23 protein-coding genes are annotated in these 22,906 nt (G+C 75.0%); 14 read left to right on the forward strand and 9 right to left on the reverse strand.

Translation table 11 applies throughout. The annotated features are described in order from the left end of the window. The first annotated feature begins 211 nt into the window (after positions 1-211). Entirely contained in the window at positions 212-1,051 is an 840-nt protein-coding gene (locus tag ACIQUQ_RS19000) for a chitosanase (RefSeq protein WP_403977083.1), read from the forward strand. Between the two features lie 37 nt (positions 1,052-1,088). Here the strand turns inward: ACIQUQ_RS19000 and ACIQUQ_RS19005 are convergent, their stop codons facing one another. From ACIQUQ_RS19005 to ACIQUQ_RS19030, 6 genes are all read right to left on the reverse strand, one after another. Next, positions 1,089-1,496: an alpha/beta fold hydrolase gene (locus tag ACIQUQ_RS19005; RefSeq protein WP_403977085.1), complete on the reverse strand. Its 408-nt coding sequence runs from the start codon at positions 1,494-1,496 to the stop codon at positions 1,089-1,091. A 101-nt stretch (positions 1,497-1,597) separates the two neighbouring features. Then, positions 1,598-3,028, reverse strand: a complete 1,431-nt coding sequence (locus tag ACIQUQ_RS19010; RefSeq protein WP_403977087.1) for a dihydrolipoyl dehydrogenase family protein — start codon at positions 3,026-3,028, stop codon at positions 1,598-1,600. 173 nt (positions 3,029-3,201) lie between these two features. Next, positions 3,202-3,591 carry a thioredoxin gene (gene trxA / locus ACIQUQ_RS19015; RefSeq protein ID WP_403977089.1) on the reverse strand — a complete coding sequence of 130 codons (390 nt, stop codon included), beginning with the start codon at positions 3,589-3,591 and terminating at the stop codon, positions 3,202-3,204. Positions 3,592-3,726: 135 nt separating this feature from the next. Beyond that, on the reverse strand, positions 3,727-5,166 hold the full coding sequence (locus ACIQUQ_RS19020) for an aldehyde dehydrogenase family protein (RefSeq protein ID WP_403977091.1): 1,440 nt from the start codon (positions 5,164-5,166) through the stop codon (positions 3,727-3,729). 148 nt (positions 5,167-5,314) lie between these two features. Then, a complete protein-coding gene (locus tag ACIQUQ_RS19025; RefSeq protein ID WP_403977093.1) occupies positions 5,315-6,499 on the reverse strand; it encodes a thiolase family protein in 1,185 nt (394 codons plus the stop codon). Between the two features lie 294 nt (positions 6,500-6,793). Beyond that, positions 6,794-7,828, reverse strand: a complete 1,035-nt coding sequence (locus ACIQUQ_RS19030) for a LacI family DNA-binding transcriptional regulator (protein ID WP_403977095.1) — start codon at positions 7,826-7,828, stop codon at positions 6,794-6,796. Positions 7,829-8,051: 223 nt separating this feature from the next. Between ACIQUQ_RS19030 and ACIQUQ_RS19035 the strand changes: the two genes are divergently transcribed. From ACIQUQ_RS19035 to ACIQUQ_RS19055, 5 genes are all read left to right on the forward strand, one after another. After that, positions 8,052-9,296, forward strand: a complete 1,245-nt coding sequence (locus tag ACIQUQ_RS19035) for an MFS transporter (protein ID WP_403977097.1) — start codon at positions 8,052-8,054, stop codon at positions 9,294-9,296. Between the two features lie 71 nt (positions 9,297-9,367). Continuing rightward, positions 9,368-10,066, forward strand: coding sequence for an alpha/beta fold hydrolase (locus ACIQUQ_RS19040; RefSeq protein WP_403977099.1), 699 nt, complete (start codon positions 9,368-9,370; stop codon positions 10,064-10,066). Between the two features lie 388 nt (positions 10,067-10,454). Beyond that, positions 10,455-10,907, forward strand: coding sequence for a hypothetical protein (locus ACIQUQ_RS19045; protein WP_403977101.1), 453 nt, complete (start codon positions 10,455-10,457; stop codon positions 10,905-10,907). Between the two features lie 85 nt (positions 10,908-10,992). Next, positions 10,993-11,739 (forward strand): GAF and ANTAR domain-containing protein, encoded by a 747-nt coding sequence (locus tag ACIQUQ_RS19050; protein WP_403977103.1) that lies wholly within the window; start codon positions 10,993-10,995, stop codon positions 11,737-11,739. After that, a complete protein-coding gene (locus ACIQUQ_RS19055) occupies positions 11,732-12,517 on the forward strand; it encodes a GAF and ANTAR domain-containing protein (RefSeq protein WP_403977105.1) in 786 nt (261 codons plus the stop codon). The genes ACIQUQ_RS19050 and ACIQUQ_RS19055 overlap by 8 nt, the downstream gene beginning before the upstream one ends. Positions 12,518-12,590: 73 nt before the next feature. On the opposite strand, the gene ACIQUQ_RS19060 is transcribed toward ACIQUQ_RS19055, so the two are convergent. Both ACIQUQ_RS19060 and ACIQUQ_RS19065 read right to left on the reverse strand, forming a co-directional pair. Then, positions 12,591-13,352: an STAS domain-containing protein gene (locus ACIQUQ_RS19060; RefSeq protein ID WP_403977107.1), complete on the reverse strand. Its 762-nt coding sequence runs from the start codon at positions 13,350-13,352 to the stop codon at positions 12,591-12,593. Between the two features lie 194 nt (positions 13,353-13,546). After that, entirely contained in the window at positions 13,547-13,963 is a 417-nt protein-coding gene (locus ACIQUQ_RS19065; RefSeq protein WP_403977109.1) for a hypothetical protein, read from the reverse strand. 742 nt (positions 13,964-14,705) lie between these two features. On the opposite strand from ACIQUQ_RS19065, the gene ACIQUQ_RS19070 reads away from it, so the two are divergent. The 8 genes from ACIQUQ_RS19070 (at position 14,706) to ACIQUQ_RS19105 (ending at position 21,965) form a co-directional block, all read left to right on the forward strand. Then, on the forward strand, positions 14,706-15,608 hold the full coding sequence (locus tag ACIQUQ_RS19070; RefSeq protein ID WP_403977111.1) for a CAP domain-containing protein: 903 nt from the start codon (positions 14,706-14,708) through the stop codon (positions 15,606-15,608). Positions 15,609-15,810: 202 nt separating this feature from the next. Next, on the forward strand, positions 15,811-16,371 hold the full coding sequence (locus ACIQUQ_RS19075) for a hypothetical protein (protein ID WP_403977113.1): 561 nt from the start codon (positions 15,811-15,813) through the stop codon (positions 16,369-16,371). A 291-nt stretch (positions 16,372-16,662) separates the two neighbouring features. Next, positions 16,663-17,451 (forward strand): thioredoxin family protein, encoded by a 789-nt coding sequence (locus ACIQUQ_RS19080; RefSeq protein ID WP_403977115.1) that lies wholly within the window; start codon positions 16,663-16,665, stop codon positions 17,449-17,451. Further along, positions 17,448-18,062, forward strand: coding sequence for a TlpA family protein disulfide reductase (locus ACIQUQ_RS19085; protein WP_403977117.1), 615 nt, complete (start codon positions 17,448-17,450; stop codon positions 18,060-18,062). Before ACIQUQ_RS19080 ends, ACIQUQ_RS19085 begins: the two co-directional genes overlap by 4 nt. Before the next feature lie 53 nt (positions 18,063-18,115). Continuing rightward, entirely contained in the window at positions 18,116-18,874 is a 759-nt protein-coding gene (locus ACIQUQ_RS19090) for a cytochrome c biogenesis CcdA family protein (RefSeq protein ID WP_403977412.1), read from the forward strand. 88 nt (positions 18,875-18,962) lie between these two features. Next, positions 18,963-19,571: a hypothetical protein gene (locus ACIQUQ_RS19095; protein WP_403977118.1), complete on the forward strand. Its 609-nt coding sequence runs from the start codon at positions 18,963-18,965 to the stop codon at positions 19,569-19,571. 145 nt (positions 19,572-19,716) lie between these two features. Beyond that, the gene (locus tag ACIQUQ_RS19100; protein WP_403977119.1) at positions 19,717-20,535 is read left to right on the forward strand and encodes a response regulator; all 819 of its coding nucleotides are present in this window, start codon (positions 19,717-19,719) and stop codon (positions 20,533-20,535) included. Then, positions 20,532-21,965, forward strand: a complete 1,434-nt coding sequence (locus ACIQUQ_RS19105; RefSeq protein ID WP_403977121.1) for an ATP-binding protein — start codon at positions 20,532-20,534, stop codon at positions 21,963-21,965. The genes ACIQUQ_RS19100 and ACIQUQ_RS19105 overlap by 4 nt, the downstream gene beginning before the upstream one ends. 44 nt (positions 21,966-22,009) lie before the next feature. Here ACIQUQ_RS19105 and ACIQUQ_RS19110 read toward each other — a convergent pair whose 3' ends face one another. Next, positions 22,010-22,855: a TIGR02452 family protein gene (locus ACIQUQ_RS19110; RefSeq protein ID WP_403977123.1), complete on the reverse strand. Its 846-nt coding sequence runs from the start codon at positions 22,853-22,855 to the stop codon at positions 22,010-22,012. Positions 22,856-22,906 lie beyond the last annotated feature (51 nt).

Here is a 22,906-nt window from a genome sequence, read left to right on the forward strand (position 1 = left end):
GGGGGGGCGCCCGCCCCCCCCCCCGGGGTGGGGGGGGGCGGGGGCGCGGGCGGGGCGGGGGGGGGGGGGCCGCCCCCCGCCCCCCCCGCCGGGGCGCGGCCCCCCCCCCCCCCCCCCGCGCCCAACAGCCCGTCCCAGCCGCCCCATTGACGCGAGCACGCCACCCCCAGCAGACTGACAGGAAAGTTTACTGTCAATCACTGGAGGTACCGTGACAGCCCCCCACCGGCGCCCGAACCCCTCACGTCGGACCCTGCTCACCGGAGCCCTCCTGGGCGCCGCCGCCCTCGCCGTACCGGCCACCGCCCTGGCCGCCGGCACGAGCACCCCGCAGGCCGCCGCGCTCGGCCTCGACGACCCGGCGAAGAAGGAGATCGCCATGAAGCTGGTCTCCAGCGCCGAGAACTCCTCGCTCGACTGGAAGGCCCAGTACAAGTACATCGAGGACATCGACGACGGCCGCGGCTACACGGCGGGCATCATCGGCTTCTGTTCCGGCACCGGGGACATGCTGGACCTGGTCGAGCTGTACGACCGCCGCAAGCCCGGCAACGTCCTGTCCCGCTACCTCCCCGCTCTGCGCGAGGTCGACGGCTCCGACTCCCACGACGGCCTGGACCCGAACTTCACGCGCGACTGGCGCACCGCGGCCCAGGACTCCGTCTTCCGCAAGGCCCAGGACGACGAGCGCGACCGCGTCTACTTCAACCCGGCCGTACGGCAGGGCAAATCCGACGGCGTCGGCGTGCTGGGCCAGTTCACGTACTACGACGCCATCGTGATGCACGGCGACGGTACGGACTCCACCAGCTTCCGCAACATCCGCAAGCGGGCGCTGCGTTCGGCCAAGCCGCCGGCCCAGGGCGGCGACGAGGTGACCTGGATCGGCGCGTTCCTCGACGCCCGCGTCTGGGCCATGCGGCAGGAGGAGGCCCACAGCGACACCAGCCGCGTGGACACCGCCCAGCGCGTCTTCCTCCGCAAGCGCAACCTCGAACTGCGCACCCCGCTGGACTGGAAGGTCTACGGGGACAGCTACCACCTCGACTGACCCCGCCCCACCCGCGCCGGCCGCGGGAGCTCCGGCGTCAGCCGGCCGCCTCGGCCTCCGTCAGGAAGGCGTCGAGCACGGCGCGGTAGCGCTCGGGCTCCTCGGCCGTCGCGAGGTGGGCGCTGTGCTCGAACACCTCCCAACGGGCGCCGGGGATCCCCTCGGCCAGCGGCCGCACGGCTTCCGGGGTGACCTCGTCGTACCGTCCCGTGGTGATCAGGACGGGCAGGTGCAGCTCCGGGAGCCGGGCGGTGACGTCCCAGTCCTTCAGGCTGCCGGTGAGGTTCCACTCGGCGCCGACCAGATCCCACAGGTGGCCGTGCGGTACGCCGGGGCCGCCGTGCAGCACCAGCAGCGGCGGCCGGTCCGGGGCCGGCCAGGGCCCGGCGATCCGGTACCGGGTGCGGTGGCTCCGGAGGGGCACGGTTCCCTCGGTGATCTGCACGGCGCCTCCCGGCTGTTCGCGGCATTCCATCCTGGGGACCCGCCGCGCCCGGGCCGGGCCGACGCGCCGCCGCGCCGCCACGGTGCGCCCGGCCGGACGTGTCAGCCGCGGTAGGTCTCCAGGAGGCGGAGCCAGACCTCGCTGACGGTGGGGAAGGCCGGGACCGCGTGCCAGAGGCGGGACAGCGGGACCTCGCCCGCGACCGCGATCGTCGCGGCGTGCAGCAGCTCGCCGGCGCCGGGCCCCACGAAGGTCGCGCCGAGCACCGTCTCGCGGTCCAGGTCCACGACCATCCGGGCCTGCCCGCGGTAGCCGTCGGCGTACAGCCCGGCGCCGGAGACCTTGCCGAGGTCGTAGTCGACCGCCCGCACCCGGCGCCCGGCCTGCTCGGCCGCCGCGAGCGTCAGGCCCACCGAGGCCACCTCGGGGTCGGTGAACACCACCTGCGGCAGCGCCGCGGTGTCCGCGGTGGCCGTGTGCGCGCCCCAGCGGCCGGTCTCCAGGACCGGAGCCCCGGCCGCCCTGGCCGCGATGGCCCCGCCAGCGATCCGGGCCTGGTACTTGCCCTGATGGGTCATCAGGGCCCGGTGGTTCACGTCCCCGACCGCGTAGAGCCAGTCGTGGCCCGGCACCCGGCAGCCGTCGTCCACGGGCAGCCAGTCGCCGGGCGTCAGGCCCACCGTCTCCAGCCCGATGTCCTCGGTGCGCGGGGTGCGCCCGGTCGCGAAGAGGAGTTCGTCCGACTCGACCGTCTCGCCGCCCGCCAGGACCACGGTGACCGGGCCGCTGCTGCCGTCGCGCACCACCGCCTCGACCGTGGTGCCGGTCCGGACCACCACGCCCGCCTCGCGCAGGCCTTCCGCCACCAGGTCGCCCGCGAAGGACTCCATCCGGGGCAGCAGCCCGGCACCGCGGGCGAGCACCGTGACCGCCGAACCCAGCGCCTGCCAGGCGGTGGCCATCTCGACGGCCACCACCGAGCCGCCGACGACCGTCAGGCGCCCCGGCACGTGCGGGGAGGAGGTCGCCTCGCGCCCGGTCCACGGGCGCGCCCCGGTCAGGCCCGGCAGGTCGGGGAGGCGGGCGCGGCTGCCGGTGGCGACGACCACCGCGTGCCGGGCGGAGAGCACGTGGTGCTCGCCCTCCGGGCTGGTGACGGCGACCTTCCTGGTGCCGTGGAGGCGGCCGTGGCCGCGGTAGACGTGGGCGCCGATGGAGTCGAGCCAGTCGACCTGGCCGTCGTCCTTCCAGTGGCCGGTCCAGTAGTCGCGGTGGGCCAGCGCGGCCGCCGCGTCGAGGGGTCCCGCGACCGCGTCCCGCAGCGCCGGCACCCGGCGCGCGTCCGCCCGCGCCAGGGCGGGGCGCAGCAGCGCCTTGCTGGGGACGCACGCCCAGTACGAGCACTCGCCCCCGAGCAGTTCCGCTTCCACCAGTGCGGTGCTGAGCCCGGCGGCGCGGGTCCGGTCCACCACGTTCTCGCCGGCCGGTCCCCCGCCGAGCACCACGACGTCGTACTCCACAGCTTCGGTCATACGGTCAGTCTGGCGGCCGGCGCCGGCGGGGGAGGGCACAACGCGCCGCCGGGGCCGCGGGGCGGGATCCGGCCGGGGCTCGCGCGGGCCCGGGCCCCGGTGGTGCGGCGGGTCAGGCCCGGCGTGCCGGGAACAGGCTGCCGGGGGTCAGGCCTCGGTGGTGCTGCCGGGGGTCAGGCCTCGGTGGTGCTGCCGCCCGCGCCCGCCTGCTCCGCCTCGATCTTCTTGCGGACCTCGTCCATGTCCAGGGCGCGGGCCTGGCCGATCACGTCCTCCAGGGCCGCCTCGGGGAGCGCGCCGGGCTGGGCGAAGATCGCCACGCGGTCCCGGACGATCATGAGGGTGGGGATGGAGGAGATCCCGAAGGCCGCGGCCAGCTCCTGCTGGGCCTCGGTGTCGACCTTGCCGAAGAGCAGGTCGGAGTGGGTGTCGGAGGCCCGCTCGTAAACGGGGGCGAACTGTCGGCACGGGCCGCACCAGGACGCCCAGAAATCGATCAGGACGAAGTCGTTCTCACTCACGACCTGGTCGAAGTTGTCCTTGGTCAGCTCTACGGTGGCCATCGCGTCGTCCCTGCTTTCGTCAACCGCGGGCCCCGTTCCGAGGCCCTGCTCAGGCGTCCCCGTCAACCGCTGCCGGGTGCCGGGTATTCCGCTTCGGGCCGGGGGTCGCCCGGCACGCCCCGTACGGAGGTCCCCTTAGAACGGGTACCCGGCCGGCTCGCGCCTCACCGTGGTCCAGCGCAGTTCCGTGAAGGCGTCCAGGTTGGCCTCGCCGCCGAAGCGTGCCCCGGTGCCGGAGGCGCCGACGCCGCCGAAGGGCGCGACGGCCTCGTCGTTCACCGTCTGGTCGTTGACGTGGGCGATGCCGGTGGGGATGCGGTCGGCCAGCTCCAGGCCGAGGGCAATGTCACGTGTGACGATGCCCAGGGACAGCCCGTACGGGCCCGCCGCGGCCAGCTCCGCCGCCTCGTCCAGGGTCGCGAAGGAGCGTACGGGTGCGACCGGCCCGAACACCTCCTCCCGGTAGGCGGGGGTGTCGTCGGTGACGCCCGCCAGCACGGTCGGCCGGTAGAACAGCCCCCGGTACGTGCCGCCCGCGACCAGCTTGGCGCCCTGGGCGGCGCTCGCCTCGACCAGCGCGTGCACCCGGTCGAGCTGACCGCGGTCGATCAGCGGCCCGAGGTGGACCTGCTCGCGGTACGGGTCGCCGACGGCCAGCGACTCGGCGCGCTCGGCGAGCCGCTCGACGTACTCCGCGTACAGCGACTCGTGGACCAGGTGGCGGCCCGCGGTCATGCAGATCTGGCCCTGGTGGAAGAAGGAGCCCCAGGCCGCCTGGCCCACGGCGGCCTCGACGTCCGCGTCCGCCAGCACGACGAGGGCGGAGTTGCCGCCCAACTCCAGGTGGGCCCGCTTGAGTTCACGTCCGGCGGCCGCGCCGACCGCGCGCCCGGACTCGGTGGAGCCGGTGAACGACACCACCCGCACCCGGGGTTCGGCCACCAGCGCCGCCCCGGTGTCCCGCCCGCCGGGCAGCACGTGCAGCAGCCCCTCGGGCAGCCCGGCGGCGGCGAGCACGGCCGCCAGGGCCAGGCCGCCGGAGACGGCGGTCCGCGCGTCCGGCTTGAGCAGCACCGCGTTGCCCAGCGCCAGCGCCGGCGCCACCGAGCGCACGGCCAGCACGAGCGGCACGTTGAACGGCGCGATCACCCCGACCACCCCGGTCGGCACGCGCCGCGTGTACGAGAGCCGGGGCTCGGCGGACGGCAGCACCTGGCCGCCGGGGCGGGAGGCCAGGGCGGCCGCCTCGTAGCACTCCTGGGCTGCGGTGCCCAGCTCGAAGTCGGCCTTGCCCGGTATGGAGCCGGTCTCCCGCACGATCCAGGTGCGCAGCTCCGCCGCGTGCTCGGTGAGCAGGTCACCGGCCCGGCGCAGCACGGCCGCCCGCTCGGTGTACGGGGCACGGCCCCACGCGCGCTGCGCGGCGGCGGCCCGGGCCGCCGCGGCGGACACGTCGGCGGGGCCGGCGAGTTCAACGGTGGCGAGGGTGTCGCCGGTGGCGGGCTCGACGACCGGGGCGGTGCCGCCCGTGAGCGGAGCGGCGGACTGCCAGGTGGCGGGGTCGAGCAGCGGCATGACGGCGCCTTTCGGGGGTGGGCGCCCGGGCGGCGGGGGCCCGGCCGGGCAGCGGGCACGCGTCATGCTAGCCACGGCCGGTCCCCATATCAGGCCGGTTATCAGGCAGTTGGTGACCGGAAACGTTCGCCGGCCGACCGCCCGCCGGTCAGCGTTCCAGGACCAGCGCGATGCCCTGGCCGACGCCGATGCACAGGGCCGCGAGGCCGGTGCCGGAGCCGGCCGCCGCGAGCTGGTGGGCGACGGATCCCGCGAGCCGGGCGCCGGAGGCGCCGAGGGGGTGGCCGATGGCGATGGCGCCGCCGCGCGGGTTGACCAGGGCGGGGTCGAGTTCGGGCCACTCGGCCAGGCAGCCCAGGGCCTGGGCGGCGAAGGCCTCGTTCAGTTCGAAGGTGGTCAGGTCGCCGAAGCCGCGGCCGGCCTTGGCGAGGGCGCGCTGGACGGCGTCCACCGGGCCGAGCCCGAACAGGTGCGGCTCGATGCCGGTGACGGCGGAGGTGCGGATGCGGGCGAGCGGCTCGCGTCCGGTGGCCCGCAGCCCCTCCTCGTCGGTCAGGAGCAGGGCGGCGGCGCCGTCGTTGAGCGGGGAGGCGTTGCCGGCCGTCACGGTGCCGTCCGGGCGGAACGCGGGCTTGAGCCGGGCCAGGGCCTCGGGGGTCGAACCCTCCCGGATGCACTCGTCGCGCACCAGCTCGACGCCCGGGTACGGGACGACCTCGCCGTCGTACAGGCCCGCGGACCAGGCGGCGGCCGCCTTGCGGTGGCTCCCGAGCGCGAAGGCGTCCTGGGCCTCGCGGGTGATGCCGTGCTTGTCGGCGACGAGTTCGGCGCCCTCGCCGAGGGAGACGGTCCACTCCTCGGGCATCCGGGGGTTGGTCATCCGCCAGCCGAGGGTGGTGGACCACATCTGCTGGTGGCCGGCGGGGAAGGACCGCTCGGGCTTCTGCACCACCCAGGGGGCGCGGGTCATCGACTCCACGCCGCCCGCGACGGCCACGGAGGCGTCGCCGAGGGCGATGGCGCGGGCGGCCTGGACGACGGCCTCCATGCCGGAGCCGCAGAGGCGGTTCACGGTGACGCCGGGGACGGACACGGGCAGGCCGGCGAGGAGCACGGCCATGCGGGCCACGTCGCGGTTGTCCTCGCCGGCGCCGTTGGCGTCGCCGAAGACGACGTCGTCGATCCGGGCGGGGTCGAGGTCGGGCGTACGGTCCACCAGAGCGCGTACGACGTGGGCGGCCAGGTCGTCCGGGCGGACCCCGGCCAGCGCACCGCCGAACTTGCCGATCGGGGTGCGGACGGCGTCGACGATGTACACGTCGCGGATGCTCATCGGGGTCTCTCCTGGGCCGGTCCGTGCGGGGACTGCGGGGCGCGTGCGGGGGTGCCGCTGCGCGGGGGCGCGTCTGATCAACGCGCCCGCAGTCTCCGCCCGACACCGCCGCGTGTCAACGGTGACCACCGCTGACCTGCATGAACAGCGCCCGCGGCGGGACGGGCGGCTCGCCGGCTGCGGGCAGCGGGATGCGGGGCGGGTGGCTGCGGGGCGGGTGGCTGCGGGGCGGGTGGCTGCGGGGCGGGGCGGACGGCCGCGGCGCCGCCGGGTGGCGGCCGGGCGCCGGCCGGGTCAGCTGGATTCGCGGTGGACCAGCCGGGCGGCCATCAGGTCGTGGTGCTCCTGGGGCTCGGCGGGTTCGCGGACCACCCGGTCGACCAGTTCGGCGAGGCTGTCGCCGGTGGGCATCTCCAGCTGGACGGTGCTCAGCCGGGGGCGCAGCAGCCGGCCGATGAGGAGGTCGTCCGCGCCGACGACGGCCACGTCCTCGGGGACGCGGAGGCCGGCGTCCTGGAGGGCGCGCATGAGGAGCATGGCGTACTCGTCGTTGTAGGCGAAGACGGCGTCGAGGCCGAGCGCGGGCCAGCGGGCGGCCAAGCGTTCGGCGGAGACCTCGGTGTAGTTCATGGGAAGCGGTTCGACGTGCACGCCGGTGGCGGCGGCGACGGTGCGGGCACCTTCGAGGCGGGGGGCGGAGAAGAGTTCCAGGCCCTCCTCCTCGGGGACGACGACGCCCATCCGGCGGCGGCCGCGCTCGGCGAGGTGGGCGGCGGCCCGGGCGCCGACCTCGGTCTGGTCCATGAGGAGGGCGTGAGCTCCGGCGACGGTGCGGGGGCCGAGGGTGATGACGGCGCGGGCGCCCGCGCGCTTGAGGGTGGCGACGTTGCGCGGGGAGAGGGTGATCTCGCCGAGGGAGATCACGGCGACGGGGCGCAGCTCCGCCCAGGCGCGGGCGGCCTGGTCGCCGCTGAGGCCGAGGCTGCCGTACTGCACGACGGTGTAGTCGAGGCGGCGCAGTGCCCACTGGAGTTCGTTGAGGAAGCGGCTGTAGAGCGGGCCGATGGGGATGTGCGAGGTGGGCAGCAGGACGATCCGGGTGTGTCCGGCGCGCAGGCTGCGGGCGGCGGCGTGCGGGACGTAACCGAGTTCCTCGGCGGCCTCGCGGACCTTGCGGCGGGTCGGTTCGCTGATCCGGACCGCTTCGGCGTTGTTGAGCACGTACGAGACGGTGGCGCGGGAGACACCGGCCAGGCGGGCGACGTCGGCGCTGGTCGGTACGGAGGGGGCGGCGGCGCCGGCCGGCTGCGGCTTCGATGACTGTGACATTGCGCTGGCATCTTTCCAGACCGGTGGGGTCCGGGGTCTAGCGGATGGCCGGAAACGAATGCTACACAGTGGTTACACGAGTCAGTGACACGTGTAACCATCCCGTGGACCGTGGCCCATCCCCGCCCTCGCACCACGCGTCACCCGTGCCATTGCAATGTCACCCATGACCCGGCAGCGGCACGCCCCTCATCCGCACACTCCCCCTGCCCTGGAGGGCACCGTGGCCCTTTCCTCCCCCGGCACCGGCACGTCCGAGGCCACCGCCGCCCCGTCCCGCCCCGCACGCGGGCTGCTCCCCCTGCTCCTGGTCGGCAACACCGCGATGTACGCCCTGTACATCGGCGTCGCGGGCGTCCTGCTCGCGCTCCAGGTCGCAGAGATCGACCCGGCGCACAAGGTGGCCAACTTCGGCCTGATCGGAGGGGTCTCCGCCATCTTCGCGACCGTCTTCAACCCGGTCGCGGGCGCGCTGTCCGACCGCTCGGGACGGCGCAACCCCTGGATCCTCGGCGGCGGTCTGCTCGCCCTCCCCGCGATGTTCCTGCTCGGCCTGGTCGACACCATCCTGCTGATCACGATCGCCTGGTGTCTCGGGCAGGCGGTGATGAACGTCTACCAGGCCGCCATCACCTCCGTCGTGCCCGACCGGGTGCCGGTGTCGGCCCGCGGCAAGGCCTCCGCCGCCGTGGGGCTCGGCCTGCCGTTCGGCTCGACGATCGGCGCCCTGCTGGGCGCCGCGTTCTCGGACGACTACCGCACCGGCTACCTGGTGTTCGGCGCGATCGTGGCCGGTGCCGCCGTCCTGTTCACGGCCTGCACCCGGGAGGAGCGCCTGCCGGCCCGGGCGCCGATGCCGGTACGGGCCCAGCTCGCCGCGTTCACCGCGGCGCTGCGGGACCACGACTTCCGGTGGGCGTTCATCGGCCGCGCGCTGCTGGTGCTCGGGTACTTCGCGGTGAGCGCGTACCAGCTGTACATCCTCCAGGACCACACCGTGCTGCCCGAGGGCATGGAGCCCGAGGAGGCGGTGGCGCTGCTGATGCCCCTCAACAGCCTGGCCATGGTGGTCTCCACGGTCCTCGGCGGCTACCTCTCCGACCGCTTCGACCGGCGCAAGCTGTTCGTCGGCGCCTCGGCCCTGCTGTCCGCGCTGGCGCTGCTGATCCCCGCGTTCTCCGCCGGCTGGACCGCGATGCTGGCCTTCTCGGTCGTCAACGGCCTCGGCTTCGGCTGCTACATGGCCGTCGACACCGCACTGGTGACCATGGTGCTGCCGGCCGCGGAAGACGCCGCGCGGGACATGGGCGTGCTCAACATCGCCAATGCCGGCCCGCAGATCGTCGCCCCGTTCATCGCCTCGGTGGTGGTGTCCGTGAGCGGCGGCTACACCGCCCTGTTCCTGGTGGCGGCGGTGCTGTCGGTGGCGGGCGCGCTGGCCGTGAAGCCGATCCGCTCGGTGCGCTGACCCTCCCCGCTCCCCTCCCCCCGGCCCACCCCACCCCAGCCCAGCCCACAGCAACCGAAAGAGGCACCACCGTGCAACTGCACACCCACACCTGGGGCGAAGGCGACCGCGTCGCCCTGCTCGTCCACGGCATCATGGCCGACCACCGCACCTGGCGGCGGGTCGGGCCCGCGCTGGCGGAGCGCGGCTACCGGGTCATCGCGGTGGACCTGCGCGGGCACGGCAGGAGCGGGCGCGGCGAGTACAGCCCGGCGCTGTTCGCCGACGACGTGGTCGAGACCCTGCCCGCGGGCGCGGAGCTGGCCATCGGCCACTCGCTGGGCGGCCTGACCCTGCAGCTGGCCGTCGAGCGGCTGGCGCCGGCCCGGGCCGTGTACTCGGACCCGGCCTGGCACCTGGCGCTCCCGCAGGAGGGGTTCGGTCCGGAGATGTTCGCGCGGTTCAAGACGGAGGCCACCCGGGAGTCCGTCCGGCTGATGAACCCGCGCTGGGAGGAGGCCGACGTCGAGGTCGAACTGGCCACCCTCGCCCTCTGGGACGAGGCCACCGCGCACTGCCTGGGCCCGCTCGCCGGCACGGACCTGCTGCCGGCCGCGCCGGTCGTGCCGTCGCTGGTCCAGCTCGCGGACCCGAGCTTCCTGATCGACGCCGGGCGGTCGGCGCTGCTGAGGGAGCGGGGCTTCGAGGTACGCACGGTCGCGGGCGCCGGACACACCGTCCACCGGGACGACTTCGACGGCTTCATGGCCTCACTGGACGGCTGGCTCTGACGGCCCCCGCCTGACAGGCCCCGAGCCCGGACCGGCCGGTCCCGTACCCACCCCGCCAGGGACCGGCCGGTCCGTACCCGATACACCGTTCGACCGTTCGACGGCGGCGGAACCCGCTGGAGGAGCGGGCCGCCCTCCGGGGCGAATCCGGGCCCGCACGCGGCCCCGCGGTTCCCCCGGGCGAAGGTGTGGGATGGTGGAGGGGAGGGACCGTTCCGGTTCCGTCGCTTGAGGCTTCGCCGTCGTGTGCGGACGGGCAGCGGCAGGTGTGCTGCGGTGGCTTTGATCGCCGGACATGAACACGTTCCGCCCGGCAGGATGTGTTCCGCGCAGCCGTGGCTGCCTCTTCGTCTTTTCAGGGCCGGTACCCCGTGTGAGGGGGAGCCCGGTGACGTCCTACACGGTTCAGGTGCACCTCTACGGACCCGTGGCGGTGGTGACGCTGTGCGCGAGCGCGGACCGCTCCGGCAGTGCCGGGTCTGTGGAGGATCTCCCTGGGGCGCTGGCAGGACTGGGCGCGGGCACCGCCTCGGTCGTCCTGGACCTCGACCGCGCTCCCGATCCGGCTCCCGCGCGCGTTCTGGCCGCGGTCGAGGCGTGGGTGACCGGGCGCGACGTCACCGTCGTCGTCCTGGCCCCCGGCCCCGTGCCCGGCTCCGGTCGGGGGCGCCACCACGTCGGCGTTCCGGTGCTGCGTATGGGGTGGGCGGGCGGCCTGCCCGGATCCGGCGATGAGGCGGCATCGGCGGTGCGGCTTCGCCGGGGCGTGGCCGGGCGGGCCCTGGCGCAGCAGGCGGCCGGTATCCGGCAGGCCCGCCACCGGGCACACCCCTGTTCCTGACCGCGGCGATGTCGCGGCATGTCCGGCGGGTACCGGCCGGGTGAGAATGGAAGACCGGGGCGGCCAGGTGGGAGGTGAGGTGCGCGTGGATTCTGCGTTCCCGGAGGACGCGGGTATGCCGTTCGGTGCCGAAGACCTCAAACGGCTGTCGCAGGCGCTGGCGGAGTCGTTGGCCGGCACGGCGGGCATCGACACCCCGGCCGCGCTGTGCCGAGCGTGCGTGGACCTCCTCGACGTGACCGGCGCATCGGTGTCCCTGAGCGGGGAGGCCGACACCCAGATGGTGTGGTGGTCCAGCGATCCGGTGGCGGCACGGCTGGCCGAGACCCAGTACACGCTCGGCGACGGCCCCTGCCAGAGCGCCCTGGCACTGACCGCGCCGGTCCTGGCCGCGGATCTGACCGGTGGCGCGGACGCGCGGCGCTGGCCGGTGTTCGCACAGCAGGCCGTCGCGCTGGGGGTGCGGGCGGTGTTCTCGCTGCCCCTGCAGTCGGCCGGCATGGCCGTGGGGACGCTCGACCTCTACCGCGACCGCCCGGGCCCGCTCTCGGAGCGGGACCTCTCCTTCGCCTTCCCGGCGGCCGACGCGGTGACCACCGCGCTGCTCGCCCTCCAGGCCCAGGAGCCGCCCGGCGAGGAGGCGTCCTGGCTCCAGGCGGCCGAGAGCGACCACGAGGAAGTCCACCAGGCCATCGGCATGATCATGGTGCTCCTCGATCTCAACCCGCAGCAGGCGCTGGCCCGGCTGCGGGCCCACGCCTTCACCCAGGGGCAGAGCGTCACCGAGGCGGCGCGCGAGGTGCTGGCCGGAAGGGTCAGGTTCGATGACTAGGTACACCCCGGACAGGCGGGCCGGAGCAGAGAAGACGGTGACGACGCACATGAACCGCGAACAGGCGATCACCGAGGCATTCGTGAGCCTCACCGATACCGTCGCCGACGACGTGGACCCCCTCACGCTCCTGCGCCGCCTGGTCGACCACTGCGTGAGCCTGACCGCCATGGACGCGGCCGGTGTGATGCTCGTCAGCGCCCGCGGCCGTCTGCAGTCGGCGGTCGTCACCGAGGAGCGGGTCGAGATCACCGAGATGTTCCAGGCCCAGGCCGACGAGGGCCCTTGCGTCGACGCCTACAACGCCGGTGAGCCGGTCCATGCCGACGACCTGGCCCAGACCGACCGGTGGCCCGTCTTCACGCCCCTGGCCCGGGCTGCGGGCTTCCAGGCGGCCCACAGCTACCCGCTGCGGCTGCGCGAGCAGACCATCGGCGCCCTCAACCTCCTGGCCCGTACCCCCACCCCCATCCCGCCGCAGGACGGCCGCCTCCTTCAGGCGCTGGCCGGCACCGCCACGACCTCGGTGGTGACGTGGAGCCGCGAACCGCTGCGGCCGTACGACATCGTCACCCGCACCCAGGCGGCCCTCTCCTCCAAGGGCGTCCTGGACATCGCCACCGGCATGCTCGCCGCCACCGCCCAGATCACGCCCGTCGAAGCCGGGCAGCGGCTGCGCGCCTACGCCCGCGTCCACCGGCAGCGGCCCGCCGACATCGCCGACGCCCTCGTACGCCGAGCCCTGACCCCGCAGGCCGTCCTCACGCCCCGGCCCTGACCCGCGCTCGGCACGCGTCTCGGCCCTCGCCGGCCGCACCCCAGGCCGGCGGGCCAGGCCGTCGCGGCGGGATTCAGACGTACAGCGGCGCGCGCCCGGGCCCGGGGCGGCCGGGTCCCGGCCCGGCTGGGGGCGCCTCGGCGGCCTTGGCCTCTCCTGCCGTGCGGGCGGCGGCGGCGAGGTCCCGGAGCCATTGCCGCAGCTGGACGGGCCGCTCCGCCGGCGGGTACTGCTGATCGGCCTGGTCCAGGAGCTCACGCGGCTGGGGCTGCCAGTTGTAGGCCACGAACGCGATCCCGCGGCCCTCCAACCGACGCGCGAAGGCGAGCAGGGCATCCAGGCCGGCCACGTCGAGGAGGATCAGCTTCTGCATGTCGCAGGCCACCACGTCCACCCCCGCGAGACCGGCCGCCGCCTCCTCGAGAACCCCTGCGGTGCTCCGGCCGAGCCGGCCCACGGGGGTGAGGTGGGCGGTCGGCCCGTAGCGGCGGTGCTCGACCCACAGAACGGGGGCGCGGACGGTGAGTACCTGCTCCGCCCCTGACAGGTGCAGCAGGCGGGCCACCGGCGGGCTGAAGGCGGTCAGAACGAGCGTCTTGCCGGCCTGCACGGCCAGCTGATCCACGTCCAACAGGACATGCAGTCCCGAGCTGTCGCAGAAGGTGACGGCCGCCAGGTCGATGTCGAGTCCGGTGCTGCTGCCTTCCAGGGCCGCGATGAGGTCCTGGCGCAGGCCGGCTGCTTCGTCCATGTCGATCTTGCCGCTGAGGCGGGCCAGGACGCGCTGGGCGCCCGGTTCGAAGACCACGGCGACGTGTTCGGGCTCAGAGGTCATGGCCTCGCTCCCTTCGCGATCCCAGTGGGCTGATGCCCTTCGGGGGGGGGAGGTACACCCGGCGCTCTGCCGGTCCGTACGAGCACCTGGGCCGAACGCTCCACACTCATATCGTGCCTCCATTCCGGGACACAGGGCGTCCCGCGACGGCGGCTCCGCATTTCGACAGGCCGGTCCGATCGCCCTGAGGCCCGTCACTTCACGTCGACCGTGACCTTCCACGGCGTGATCACCAGGGGGCAGGCCCGGTCCGTGTCGGCGCGGCAGTGTCCTTGTGCGGTGATGGTCGCGGTGCCGTCGCCTTCTGCTTGGAATGTGGCCGATGCGTCACCGTTCGGCGCCGTGCGTCCCGCCGTCATGCGGAGCACCGTGGAGTCGCTGGACGCCGGAGTGCTCCAAGTCCAGGTGAGTCCGTCTGCTGTGTAGCCGGTGAGCCTGATCTCGACGTCGTCGCCCGGGCTCGCGGACACAGACAGACCGTTGTCCGAGTTCGTGAGCACCAGGCGCTGGGCGGACTGGGCGGCCGTCGTTGCGTGGGTGGCGGCGGGAAGGGAGAGGGGAACGAGGGCCAGGGCGAAGGCGGCAGCCCCGCGGGCGAGGGTGATCGTCACGATCATGGTTGTATCGGGCCCGCGCGTCCTCAGGAAGGTCTGTCATCCGATCAGGTGGCCGCCTTCACCCGCGGGGATGCCCCGGCTGTTCCTCGGCAAGGGCGGCGCTCCCTCTCCCAGCTCTCGGGACCGGGCCCTTCTCACGTGAACAGGCCGGGGTCCGCGAGGTCCACGTCCTCCCGGCCGGCTGCGGCAAGGGGCAGGCGGGCGGGTGGTGGCCCCACGCTCTGGGTGCGGGTGTCGGACACCGCGAAGTTGTTGTTGCCGGTGACGACGTAGCGGTGGAAGCCGTCCGGGTCGGACAGGACCTTGGTGTCGCTGTGCTCGCCGGGATGGTGCCGGTGACCGTGAGGGGCGCGGTGTCGACCACGTCGATCCCCGAGCCGCTGCCATGGTCCCGCCGGCCTCGGCGACGCAGGCGTGCGCCCCGTCCTTGGACATCGCGACGAACACCGGGGTCCTCTGGCCGGTGGGGAGAGTGGCGGCGACCGTGTCGGTGGCGCCAGCGCGGGGCCATGGTGGAGACTGCGCCGGGCCGGCCTCGTGGTGCCGGTTTGCCGTGCAGCCGGCGGGGCGTCTGCCGGTGCCCTGGTCGGGCCGTATGCCGGATTCGTCCTGTGGCCGTCCTGCGGGGTTCCTGAAGGGACCCTTAAGTACGCCTCCCGGACCGCTTTTCGGCTGGTCGGGGTCCTAGGGTCGGAGGAACTCCCCTCTACTCCTCCCCCTTTGAGGTGCGACCGGCATGAGCCCGAGCAGAACTCCCGAACCGCTGTCCCGAGTCGAGGCCCGGCGGAAGCGGCGGATGCGTACGCGCGTCGTCCTGTCCGTCACCGCGGCGGCCACGGTCGTGGCCGTCGGGGTGGCGGTGGCCGGGGCCGGCGGGGACGGCGGGACGGACGCGCGGGCCGACGGCGCGTCGGGCCCGGCGGCCGCGAAGGCCGCGGCCGGTGGCACGGCGGGGCCGGGTGCCGCGTCCGGCGCCGGTACGTCCGGTACGGGTGCCGGCGCCGGTGCCACACCGGGTACCGGTGCTTCGGCGACGCCCGGCGTCGCGGGAGCCACGCCGACGGCTTCCGCGACGCCCGGCACCGCCTCCCCGACGCCCTCGGCGTCGGCCCGGCCCGCCAAGCCGTCGAAGTCCGCGAAGCCCGCCCGCAAGCCGGGCGGTGGTTCGGGCGGCTCCGGCGGTTCGGGCGGCTCCGGCGGCTCCGGCGGGTCCGGTGGCTCGGGCGGCTCCGGCGGGTCAGGAGGGACCGCCGACAGCGGGACCGAGTCCGCGGTGCTGGCGCTGGTCAACAAGGAGCGGGCCGCGGCCGGTTGCGGTGCCCTGACCTCGAACGACAAGCTGACCGCCGCGGCGCGCTCGTACAGCGACACCATGGCCCGCAGCGGGGTCATGTCCCACACCGGTCCCGACGGGTCCACCATGACCAGCCGGGTGGAGGACGCGGGGTACGCGTGGTCGGGCCTGGGCGAGAACATAGCCCGCGGCCAGTCGGACGCCGCCGAGGTGATGAAGGCCTGGATGAACAGCCCCGGCCACCGCGCCAACATACTCAACTGCAGCTTCCGCGAGATCGGCATAGGCGTGCACAAGGGCGACGGCGGCCCCTGGTGGACGCAGGACTTCGGCACCCCGAGGTAGTCCCGGCGCGAAAAGCGCTCGAATCCCCCCTGACATTCCGAAACGCCCCGGAACACCCCGCGGCGCGCTCCCCCACGTCCTCCGGCCCTCCGCGGGCCGGAGGACGTCGGCGTTGCACCGGAGGACGCCGGCGTTCCACGGGCCCCGCGTTCCGGAGGGGGGCCGGTGACGGGACGGCCGGGGCCTCGGCCACTATGGGGCCGTGCCCCGTTTCCCGCGTTACCTGCTCATCTGGCTGTCGTGCACGGCCGCCAGCGTGACGGCCGTGCTCGCCACGGTCCAGTTCGTGGTCGGCACGACCCGGCACACCCCGCCCGTGGCGCGCTCCGCGCCCGACGTCATCGAGACGCCCCCGGCCTGGCAGGCCGGCCTGGACGGCGCGCCCGCCTCGGTGTCGCCGAGCGCCCCGGTGAGCGGCACGCCCACGGCGACGCGGCGGCCGTCCGCCTCGTCCGCCGCCCCCACCCCGGGCCGGCCCTCGCCCAGGCCCACCCGTTCCGCCACTCCCGGCAGCCCCGTCGACTGCACGGGCGGGGCCGGCCTGCACACGGTCCCGTCACAGGGCGGCAAGGTCACCGTGCGGTACGGCTCGAAGGGCGTCTGCCTGATCTCGGCGGTGCCCGCCCGCGGCTTCAAGGCCGCCACCTCACAGACGGCGGACGACACCCTCACGGTGACGTTCACCGGTTCCGACCACGAGTCGGTGGTCACGGCGACGGTCGACCCGCGGGCGCGGGCGAGCGTCCGCGAGTCGTCCTTCTGACCGCTCGACCGGGCGGACCGGCCCGGTCCCCTTTGCCGGTTCCGTAGCCGTACGGGCGATCCGGCCCGTACTCCGGCGAAGCGGCAGCTGAGCTGTTCCTTAGGGCAACCTCAAGATCGCTCCGAGGCGGTTGCAGGCGCTTCCCGCGGTCCTATGCTCGCCGTCAGCCGAGCGGCCTCCGTTCGCCGGGTACGACACCCGGCGCACCGTCGCACCGCCGGCTCCGCGTGCCGGAGGGCTGTCCCGCCTTCCCGCGTCCCACCGTCCCACCGTCCCCTGGGGTGCTTCGCCATGAGTTCTCGCCGTTCCCGTACGCTCCGAGCCGTCCGCGCCGCTTCCGGCGCCCGCACCCGGCGGCTGCCGCTGGTCGCCGCCGCCGTGGTCGCGGCGGCCCTGACCGCGGCGTGCGGTCCCACCTCGGAGTCCGCCGGGTCCACCGCCCCGCCCGCGGCCGTCGAGTCCTCGGACGGCTCCGGTTCCGCGGCCGACGCCGCGGGCGGGTCCGCGCCGGAGACCACCGAGGCCTCCCCGAGCGCCCCGGCCTCCCGGTCGGCGACCGCCTCGCCGTCCGCGGCCGCGTCCGTACGTCCCTCCTCGCCCACTCCGAGCCGTGCCCCGGCCCGCACGGCCGCCCCGGCGCCCAAGCCCGCCAAGCCGGCCCGTACGAGCGCGGCGCCCGAGCCGGCGCAGGTGCCCGGCTCCGGGTACCCGACGGCCGACGCGACGGCACGGATCGACGCGGCGCTGCGCGCGGCCAAGAGCGACGGGCGGATGGTGCTGCTGGACTTCGGCGCGAACTGGTGCGGCAACTGCAAGGCCGCGGACCGGGTGTTCGCCCAGTCGAAGACCTCGTCGGTCCTCGGGTCCTCGTACCACATGGTCAAGATCGACATCGGGGGCGACAGCTCGGCCAACTCCCGTCTCCTGCGCAAGTACAGCCCTTCGGGCGGTACGTACAAGATGCCCGTCCTGGTCGTCGTGTCGCCGTCCGGCACGGTGCGCACGGACACGCACGAGACGGGCAACCCGCCGCTGACGGCCGAGGGCCTGAACTCCTTCCTCCGCCAGTGGGCGTCGTGAGACGGTCGCTCCGTTCCTCCGTGGCCGTCCCGGTCGTGGCCGGGCTCGGCGTGACGGCCGGCCTGGTGCTGGCCGGCGGCATCACGGACCCCGGGGGCACGGACGCCGGCCCCGGGGGGCCGCGCGCCGGGGTGCGGACCGCCGCCACGGCGGCCGTCCTGGACCCGGCAGACCGGCAGGAGGCCCCGGCCGTCGCGGGTGACGACCTCGACGGGAAGTCCGCCTCCCTCGCCACGTTCAAGGGCGAGGTGGTGGTCGTCAACGTCTGGGGCTCCTGGTGCGCGCCGTGCCGGGCGGAGGCCGACGGCCTGGCCCGGCTGAGCGGCCGGGTGCGGGGTGACGGGGTACGGTTCCTCGGCATCAACACCCGGGACCGTGACCGGTCGGCCGCGCGGGAGTTCGTACGCGCCCACGGTCTGGGGTTCCCCAGCATCCACGACCCCGCGGGGGAGCTGCTGCTCCGCTTCCCGCCGTCGCTGCTGAACCCGGGGGCGATCCCCTCGACGCTGGTGGTGGACCGGCGGGGCCGGATCGCCGCGGCCATCGGCGGCCCGGTCACCGAGGCCCAGCTGGAGCCCCTGGTCCGGCGCGTGGCGGAGGAGGCGTCGTGACGGCCGTCCCCCTCGCCCGCCTGTCGGCGGCGGTCACGGACTCCCCCGCGGTACTGGCCGTCGCGGACGCCCCGGAGCTCCTGAACGGGACGCTGGCCGTCGCGGCCCCCGTGGCGTTCGTCGCGGGCCTGGTCTCCTTCCTCTCGCCGTGCGTGCTGCCGCTCGTGCCGGGCTACCTCAGCTACGTGACGAGCCTGTCGGTCGCCGACCTCGCCGACGCGCGGGGCGGCAGCCGGGGCCGCATGGCGGGCGGTGCGCTGCTGTTCGTCCTGGGCTTCACGGCCGTACTGGTCTCCGGCGGCGCCCTGTTCGGCCACGCGGGCCGCGCGCTGCTGGCCCACCAGGAGGCGGTGAACCAGGTGCTCGGGGTGTTCACCGTGCTCATGGGGCTGTCGTTCATGGGGCTGCTGCCCGGTTTCACGCAGCGGGAGTTCCGCAGCCACCGGCGGCCCGCGCTGGGGCTGGCGGGGGCGCCGCTGCTGGGTGCGGTGTTCGCCGTCGGCTGGACGCCGTGCATCGGGCCGACGCTGGCCGCCGTGCAGGCCCTGGCGTGGACCGAGGCGAGCGCGGGGCGTGGTGCCCTGCTGATGGCCGCGTACTGCCTGGGGCTCGGCCTGCCGTTCGTGCTGGCCGCGCTGGCCTTCCGCCGGGCGCTGGGGGCCTTCGGGCTGGTCAAGCGGCACTACGCGTGGGTGCTGCGGGCCGGCGGCGGGATGCTCGTGCTCGTCGGGGTGCTGCTGGCCACGGGCGCGTGGGGCGGCCTGGTGTACCGGCTCCAGGTGTGGAGCGCGAACTTCACCGCCGTGCTGTGAGGCGACGATCCGCCCCGATCCGCCCTTCACCACCTCTTTCGCTCCTTCCTGAACCCCTGAACCCCTGAACTCCCGAGGCAGAACAGACATGAGCATTCCGATGCGGGTACGGCGTTCCCGGACGGCCCGCGTGGCCGCCGGCCTGGTGTCCCTGGCCTCTCTGGCCGCGCTGGCGGGCTGCGGCTCCGGCTCGGGCTCCGGCGAGTCCGACGGCGGCACCGCCGACCGGGCCGCCCCGGCCCCCACGACGCGCTTCAGCGAGAACGGCGTCACGGTCACCCTCACCCTCACCGACTGGCGGGACTCCCAGGGCACGCTCAAGGCGGTGTTCACGCCCGAGGAGCCCGGCTTCCACCTGTACAGCACCGCCCTGCCCGCCTCCGGCGTCGACGGCGTGGGCAGGCCGACCTCGGTGGCCGTGTCCGGCGCGCTCCAGGCGCGGGGCGCGCTGACCGCGGGGTCGCCGGTGCGTTCCGTCAGGCTGCCCGGGGTCGACACACCGGTGCCGGTGTACCCGGACGGGCCGGTCACCACGACGCTGCCGGTGCGCGCCGGGGCGGAGGGAGAGGCGACGGTGCTGCTCGGCTACGCGAGCTGCAGCACGACGGAGGGGTGCACCATCCCGGTCGCCGACCGCCCCGTACGCCTGCACGTCACCGAGGACGGACCGGCATTCCACACCCCGGGGACCCCGTAGACCGGGGCTCGGCCCGGCCTCCCCGCGTCCGTGACCCGGCCCCGGCACGGCCTCCCCGTGCCCCGTGGCCGGGGTCCCGGCGCACCGGGCCGAGCCCCCAGGGGGCGCCTGCGACGCGTGGGAGGCACCCCCTAGGGTGTCCCCCATGCCCAGCGTCCTCGTCGTGGAAGACGACCCCAGCATCCGCCAGTCGCTCATCGAGGTCCTGGCGGAGCACGGGTACGCCGTGCGCAGCACGGGCGACGGGTTCGGTGCCCTCCGCGAGGTCACCCGGACACCCGTCGACGCGGTGGTCCTGGACCTGGGGCTGCCCGATCTGGACGGAGGAGACGCACTGCGCATGATCCGGGGCATTTCCTCCGTGCCGGTGCTCGTGGCGACCGCGCGCGACGACGAGGCGGAGATCATCTCGCTGCTCAACGCGGGGGCGGACGACTACCTGGTGAAACCGTTCTCCGGGGGGCAGCTCGTCGCCCGGCTCTCCGCCGTGCTGCGGCGCAGCGGCCATGTCCCTCCCGTCTCCCCGATGCCGGGGATGGCGCCGATGTCACCCCGGTCTCCGGTGCACCCGATGCCCTCGATGGGGCCGGGATCCGCGGTGCCGCCGCTGCCCCGCGGGGGGTCCGCGCCGCCGGTCCTCCCGGCCGCGGGCGGCGGGCCGCGTGCCGTCACCGTGGGCGAGCTGTCGGTGGACCCGGGGGCGCGGACCGCGTACCTGGCCGGGGCCGAGCTGCGGCTGACCCGGCGCGAGTTCGACCTGCTGGCGTTCCTGGCCCTGCACACGGGCCAGGTCGTCTCCAAGCGCCGGCTGCTGACCGAGGTGTGGCGCGAGCCGTACGTGGACGACCAGACCGTCGACGTGCACCTGTCCTCGCTGCGCCGCAAGCTGGGCGAGCGCGCCGCGGCGCCGCGCTACCTGCTGACCGTCCGCGGGGTCGGCATCAAGCTGGTGGCGCCGCGGTGAGACGTTCCCTGGCCGGTGTGGCGCTCGCCGCCACCTCGATGGTCGCCCTGTCCTTCCTGATACCGCTCGCCGCGCTGGTGATGTCGCTGGTCCGGGAGCAGGGGGTGACCGTGGCCGAGCAGCAGGCCGCCGCGCTGGCCCCCGTACTCACCCTGACCACGGACCCGGCCGCGCTGCGGGAGTCCGCCGCGAGCCTGGACGGGGCCGAGCACCTGGTCGTGCACCTGCCGGACGCCGGTGCGCTGGGCCGGTCGCGGGCCCCCGCCGACCTGCTCGAACGGGCGCGGGAGGGCCGGGAGTCGATCTCCCAGGAGATCCCGGACGGCTGGATCCGGCTGCAGCCGGTGGTGCTGCCGGGCGACCGGGTCGCCGTCATCGAGAACTTCGTTCCGGAGGGGGAACTGACCCGCGGGGTCCGGGAGTCGTGGGCGGTGATGACCTTCCTCGCGGTGGGGCTGATCGGCGGTTCTGTGCTGGTCGCAGACCGGCTCGCCGGCAAGGTCGTACGGTCCTCCAAGCGGCTGGCGCAGGCGTCGCGTGCGCTGGGCCAGGGGGACCTGGAGGCGCGGGTGGAACCGATGGGCCCGCGGGAACTGCGGGACGCGGGCGTCGCCTTCAACGCGATGGCCCAGCGGATGACCGAGCTGCTGGCCGTCGAGCGGGAGCTCGTGGCGGACCTGTCCCACCGGCTGCGCACCCCGCTGACCGCCCTCCACCTGGCGTCGGAGCGGATGGCCGGCACCCCGGAGTCGGCCAGGGTCGAGGCGGCGGTCTGCGCGCTGGAGCGGGAGCTGCAGGCGATCATCGCGGCCGCGCGCACCCCGTTGGCCGTGGGTCCCATGGGCCAGGGCATGCTCGGGTCCCCGCCGGCCGGGGGTGCGGACGGTGCCGGGGCGGGCCGTGCAGGCCGTACCGGTGGCGCGGGCGGCGACGGGCCGCGCAGCGAGGCGGCCGACGTGGTGCGGCGGCGGACCGCCTTCTGGTCGGTGCTGGCCGAGCAGCAGGGCCGGGACTGTGCGCTCGACCTCACCGGGGAGCCGACGGCGGTGGGGCTGTCCGAGGACGACATCGCGGCGGTCGTGGACGCGCTGATCGGCAACGTGTTCCGGCACACCGCGCCCGGCACCCCGTTCGGCGTCCGGGTCGTACGGACGGCCCAGGCGGTGGAGCTGGTGGTGGAGGACGGCGGCCCGGGCATCCCGGACCCGGAGCGGGCCCTGTCCCGCGGGAGCAGCACCGGCTCGACGGGGCTCGGCCTGGACATCGCGCAGCGGGCCGGCAGCGCCACGGGCGGCGCGATGCGGATCGGCCGCAGCGAGCTGGGCGGGGCACGGATCTCGGTGACGTTCGCGCTGGCCACGGCGGGTGCGGCTGCCGGCCGCCGCCCCCGCATCTCCCGCCGCCGCACGACCCGTCTCCGCAAGCACTGACGGGCCGGGCGTACTGGCGGGCCGACCGTGACGGGCCGCGCCGGCTACGCCCCCTCCGGTGCCCGGGTCGCTTCCGGGAAGGCCGTGGCGAAGGCCGTGCGGGGGGCCGGGGAGCGGTCCAGTACGGCGAAGACCACGCGGTCGAAGGTGTCGCCGAAGCGGGCGCCGGGGGCGAGGTGGGTGCGGAAGGCGGCCGCGACCCGGGCCGGTTCGTTGCGGAACACCCCGCAGCCCCAGGCGCCGAGCACCAGCTGGGGGTAGCCGTGGCGGGCGGCGACCTCCAGGACGCGTTCGGCGCGGCGGGTCAGGGCCGCCGGGATCTCCCCGGCCCGCCCGGGCTCCTGCTCGCGGATGACGCCGGCGTTCGGTGCGGCGGCGGTGAGGAAGCCGGCTTCGAACGGGTCCTCGAAGAGGGTGCCGCGGTCGTCGCGGAAGACCGGCACGCCGGGCGAGTGGATCACGCGGTCGCTGTAGAAGGCGGTGCGGGCGGCGCGGTGGACGGCGTAGTAGTCGGGGGCGCGCAGCAGCGTCTGGTACAGGGCGGAGGCCCGGCAGAGGGCTTCCTCCTGGGCCTTGGCGCCCCGTACGTAGCCGCCCCCGGGGTTCCGTGCGGACGCGAAGTTCAGCACCGCCACCCGTCCGGCCGATGCCAGCCTGCGGGCCGCGACCGTGCTGGACTCGCCCGTGACCTCGAAGACCGTGGGGCCGGGCACCGAGCGTGGCGCACCTTCACCAAGGGCGACCGGTTCGGGGCCATATATCCTGGTTTGCGCCATGGCTCCCGCCACGGCGGCCGCGAGGGACACCTCGCGCCCCGACGGCGCCCGGTACCCGCCGGACGCCACGATGTCCGCGTTCTCCTGTGCGATTGCCCGAAGCCGACCGCTCACCGAATCCCCTCCACGTGCTCGTCGTTCCGGCGCCATCGTCCGAGACCAGAT

This window comes from Streptomyces sp. NPDC101118, assembly GCF_044759445.1.
Classification (GTDB): domain Bacteria; phylum Actinomycetota; class Actinomycetes; order Streptomycetales; family Streptomycetaceae; genus Streptomyces.